This window comes from Salinivibrio sp. IB872, assembly GCF_001995345.1.
In the GTDB taxonomy this organism is placed as follows: domain Bacteria; phylum Pseudomonadota; class Gammaproteobacteria; order Enterobacterales; family Vibrionaceae; genus Salinivibrio; species Salinivibrio proteolyticus.
The window spans coordinates 1-4,415 of the sequence record NZ_MUFO01000095.1 but is presented as its reverse complement, the minus strand read 5'-3'; the positions used below and the strand labels follow the sequence as shown (position 1 = coordinate 4,415).

Genomic DNA, 4,415 nt, shown 5'->3' with positions numbered 1-4,415 from the left:
TAGAGCATGATTAACCACCAAAGGTTGTGGGTTTGCGCCAGCTGGAACGGTAAGAACGCGCACCGGACAAGCCTTTGTATGTCGTTGTCCAGACCAGCGTTGAAATAATGATGTTTAAGCCCTTGTCGAGACCGAGCAGGCCAAGGATGCCTGTCATGTCAGACGGAAGCCCACCAATATTSTCTTGGATGTATCCGGTCAGTTGGTCGATGCCCATATCTAACCCTGTGTACGCGACAAGCGAAAAACCGAGCGCAAYCGCAACATGGCTGGTTAAAAACTTGATGATTTTRGGGGCRAGTGCGAGTAAAAACGCCCCGATAGAATAAAAGACTGCTGGCATAGTTCCCCCTATGATGTGACGGCACGGCCTACCATGAACATTGAAATCACGGAGCAGAGCAGAATAAGTAGCGGTCGAAGTGTGCYAGCAAGCTCGCAAATCATGTCATAYGAGAAGGAGACGCTAGCGCCCAGTACGGAAACTGATTGCGGAGCAGGGCAGCCGCCGGACATTGCAACACTGTGTTTTGTGTTATTGACGATGTTTGAGATATCGACTTCATCTTCTTGTACGAGCACGTCAGCAATCTCGTAATCCGTCATGTTGTCGATTTTTTCTTCTAGCTTTTTGAGATCGTCAGAAATGCAGGCTTGCTCAAATTGCAGGCGCAGTTGTTCACATTGAATCGGATCACCAGTGCATTGGAAGTTCTGTGCCTGTTCGGTGCAACTCAGCTGAGCGCCATTGGTGTCACCGTCACCATCGCCACATTCTTCAGTGTCGGGGTCACATTCGCCGGACGGGTCACCGTCATCACCGTCACCATCACCCGAGCCATCACCATTCCCGTCACCGTCAGAGCTGCCATCACCGTCGCCATCCGTGTCACCACCGCCCGTATCGCCATTGTCTAAACAATTGGGGTCAAGGCCACAGCTTACAGCGCGTAGCTCTTTGACCACGTCTTGAGTTGCGCCGAGGGTTTGCTCGTTCCATTGGCTGATATTGTCTAACAGCATACGCTCAGCGTTACGGACTTCTTCCGCCGTGCTGGCAGAGTCAATCAAAATTTGTAGCTTGTCGTTAACGGAGTTGATGCCTTGGTCAACTGAAGCAAGGTGTTCGAGTTTGGGGACTATCTCGTTATAGATAGCGGTGTCGATGGCTTGCGTTTTATCGGCCACGTTTTGGATTGAGCTATCAAGGACTGCGGTTTGGTCGTTAATCGCACCAATAATGCYAGCCGTATCAATGCCACTGCCGGAGTCTTCACCGCCAGAGGTGCCGCCACTTGTCCCACCAGAAGTACCGCCAGTGGTTCCACCGGATGACGAACCATCACCAGAGCCAGACGAACCGTCGTCACCTGTGTCGGTGTCACTGCCGGAGTCTGAGCCATCATCTGAACCGGTGCTACCATCAATCGGATCGCCGTATTTTTCAATATCACCGTTTGCTGAAACTGAGCACGTTTGACCTGTATTCGAGAATTGCGCGTTACATGTATCACCCGTACAGAGCTGCAGATCGCCTATTTCAGCGTAACACCCCCCATTGCAAATATTGTTGCCAGGCGAGTTACCGCGTTCGAATGTCACAGGAAACGCGTTAGTATCAGTGCAATCACTGCCTACAGGAAGCGCACCTTCCGGCATATCACAGGTTTGCGTTTCAGCATCACAAAGCTGTNGTACGGTTTCACCATTGATTGGTAACTCAAAGGCGTCATAATCTTTCTTATTAACAAGTGAACACGTTGCTTCTAAACCATAAAACGGGTCAACATACTCAGCATATTGAGAGGTTTCGCGATAATAACCACACTTAAGGCCCACTAAAGGACGGCCCACAGTATCTGTCGTCTTAACAGACTCACACGTCACAGACTTGATAGTCCGCCAGAATGCCGGATCTTTTTTATCCTCAGTGATGCCACTCCAAATACGCTTACCAATGTATAGTTCTTCAGCTCTAGGCTTAATATGGCGAATATTTGCCATTGCTCTCGGATCTGAGCAAGGGCGAGCAGCCTCCGCAGAAAAGGTGATAAAAAACAAACAACAAACAAAGTTAACCAATAAACGTCGCATGATTTTCACCGAAACAGTAGAAACAAACCGAGAAAGACAATGCCCGCAACGTACATATCTTGAGTGACCACCATGACGCCTCCCAAAAGGGGGCTTTCGCCCCCATGCTACGGATTAACCAAAGATGGCCGCTTTGACCCACTTGACCGACACGGCCGTCGCCGCACAGCCAATCAAGGCACCACCGACTGCGACAACTGCTTCACTGATGCCGCTAATCTCGCCAACCGCACCAGCGGTATCAATCGCTGCAAATGCAGGGGACGCACCCAGTGCAACCGCAGTTGCGAGGGTCACTAACAGTTTCTTTTTCATATGTTTATCTCCAAATAAAACGCCGAACGGCGGATAATCCCCAGCACAACACCAAAAACGTGAGTGTCTGGGGCATGATGGCAAGCACGAATTCCATAGAAAGCGGAACTGCGCCAGCTTGGGCGAGCAAAGTATCGAGGGTCACAGCCTGCGCACCAGAGGCGCAGAACGTACCGTTAAAGGGTTGCTCGCAAACCAAGACGTACATCGTTAAGCCTGTTTAGGTAGCTCAACGAGGTTAAAACCGGACATCGCAACCCCGTGTTGGGGTTGGTGCGAGTCTTAATTTGTAAATCGGTTTCGCTAAGAATCTGGCCTGAAATAATCATGTTTGGGTTCCTTTGTTCATGGGGTGATAGTTATTGACACAAGTCCAAGGCAGCTCACGCGGGCGGCGCTGCGCTTGCCTCCGCCCACGCGATCTGCTGCTGCTCGTCGGCCTCAARTGCCAGCGCGATTAAATCGTCGTAGCGTTCGACTTGGGCGGCGAGTTCGTCATAACGGGCATCCGACATGCGGCGATATTCTTCCTCGGCTTCCAGAACATCAAAGATGTCGGTCACTTCGGTCAAAATGGTTTTGTGGCTGCGCAGATAACGTTGCTTGCTCTCTAGGCGCCATGTCTTRAAGCGGGTSAGAATAAACATGGAGTGAAAGGTCAATCCGGTGATGCGTGCTGTCGCGTTGTCACCGAACCGCGTCTTTTTCGGGACAAATTCTTCGAGCAAGGCATCCATGATGTGGGGAACGTGGTAGTGGGGACGCAATAGTTGTTGATTGCGCTTAACGAACACGCCGCCCATTGCGTAGCAAAACGCTTTCCAGTCTCCCGCATCAGCGGCACGGCGGACACTTTCGACCGCGAACCACTGCGCTTCATCTAAATCTGCAAACATGGCATCGTCCTTTTGAAATTCGGTGCGTATGCGGCGCAGCTCGCGCCAAGTCGTGACCGATGGGCCACCAAAGAATTGAAATTGGCGCAGGCCATTCACACGGGCAAAGGTGCGGACGGCGTTGGCTGCGTCGGTGCCGTTAAGCGACGTCTCTTTATCGCTCGCGATATGTTGGCCGCTGATATTCTTGCTGAGGTATTTGGCGATATAGCCAACGGCGCTCCCGCGTGACCAGTCGATACGCTCAACCACCAAACGGCGGCGCTTTGCACCTTGCTCGGTGGGCGAATCGTGCAGTGATAAACGGCGGTACACGTCGTTGATGGTNAGTCGTGACCGATGGGCCACCAAAGAATTGAAATTGGCGCAGGCCATTCACACGGGCAAAGGTGCGGACGGCGTTGGCTGCGTCGGTGCCGTTAAGCGACGTCTCTTTATCGCTCGCGATATGTTGGCCGCTGATATTCTTGCTGAGGTATTTGGCGATATAGCCAACGGCGCTCCCGCGTGACCAGTCGATACGCTCCACCACAAAACGGCGGCGTTTTGCACCTTGCTCGGTGGGTGAATCGTGCAGTGATAAACGGCGGTACACGTCGATGATGGTGTCGGTATGGCGCGGGTCGCAGAACAGCAACATGTGCCAGTGCGGACAGCCGTCGTGATGCGGCTCGACAACACGCATTCCGTAAAATTTGATTTTGAGCTTATCGAGGGCTTTTCGAACGCTTTGCCAAACGCCGCACAGGTAATCGTGGGCGTCTTGGGTTGTGGGCTTGCCAGCTTCTAACCATTTGGGGTTGGGTTCACCTTGGCTCACCGCATGAAAGCGGCTAGGGCAGGTAGCAGTAATAAAAGTGGCGTCGTGCCCCAGTTCCTGCGCGATTTCTTCAAACCCGCGTAAACGGGTGAACATCTCGCACATGCGAATGTGTTCGTTAGACGGAGATTTGGCGGCCAGCTCAAACAAGGTGAAGAAGTTGTCAGGGTCGGATTCGTCAACCGCAACTGTGTTTTGCAACATGGCTTTGTTGGTTTCGGTGCGGTATTTGGCGCGGTGCAGGTTTGCTTTTGAGCAGTATGGCGAGGCGTCGCGATGTACGAGGTTTA

6 protein-coding genes are annotated in these 4,415 nt (G+C 52.1%); all 6 read right to left on the bottom strand.

Translation table 11 applies throughout. The features are described from left to right. Positions 1-10: 10 nt before the first annotated feature. Complete coding sequence (locus BZJ18_RS16955; RefSeq protein WP_077458528.1) at positions 11-343, bottom strand: DUF2523 family protein; 333 nt, start codon at positions 341-343, stop codon at positions 11-13. A gap of 8 nt (positions 344-351) precedes the next feature. Next, complete coding sequence (locus tag BZJ18_RS17850; RefSeq protein ID WP_443216525.1) at positions 352-516, bottom strand: virulence factor TspB C-terminal domain-related protein; 165 nt, start codon at positions 514-516, stop codon at positions 352-354. 1,692 nt (positions 517-2,208) lie between these two features. Next, entirely contained in the window at positions 2,209-2,409 is a 201-nt protein-coding gene (locus BZJ18_RS16945) for a major capsid protein (RefSeq protein ID WP_077458520.1), read from the bottom strand. Positions 2,410-2,413: 4 nt separating this feature from the next. Beyond that, on the bottom strand, positions 2,414-2,617 hold the full coding sequence (locus BZJ18_RS17490; protein WP_131825305.1) for a hypothetical protein: 204 nt from the start codon (positions 2,615-2,617) through the stop codon (positions 2,414-2,416). A gap of 175 nt (positions 2,618-2,792) precedes the next feature. Continuing rightward, the gene (locus tag BZJ18_RS16940; protein WP_158011305.1) at positions 2,793-3,620 is read right to left on the bottom strand and encodes a replication endonuclease; all 828 of its coding nucleotides are present in this window, start codon (positions 3,618-3,620) and stop codon (positions 2,793-2,795) included. Next, on the bottom strand, positions 3,550-4,368 hold the full coding sequence (locus BZJ18_RS16935) for a replication endonuclease (RefSeq protein WP_443216524.1): 819 nt from the start codon (positions 4,366-4,368) through the stop codon (positions 3,550-3,552). Before BZJ18_RS16935 ends, BZJ18_RS16940 begins: the two co-directional genes overlap by 71 nt. Positions 4,369-4,415 lie beyond the last annotated feature (47 nt).

Bases quoted from the DNA above. Each gene is read 5' to 3' on its own strand.
- BZJ18_RS16945 (WP_077458520.1), bottom strand. From the start codon at position 2,409: ATGAAAAAGAAACTGTTAGTGACCCTCGCAACTGCGGTTGCACTGGGT.
- BZJ18_RS17490 (WP_131825305.1), bottom strand. From the start codon at position 2,617: ATGTACGTCTTGGTTTGCGAGCAACCCTTTAACGGTACGTTCTGCGCC.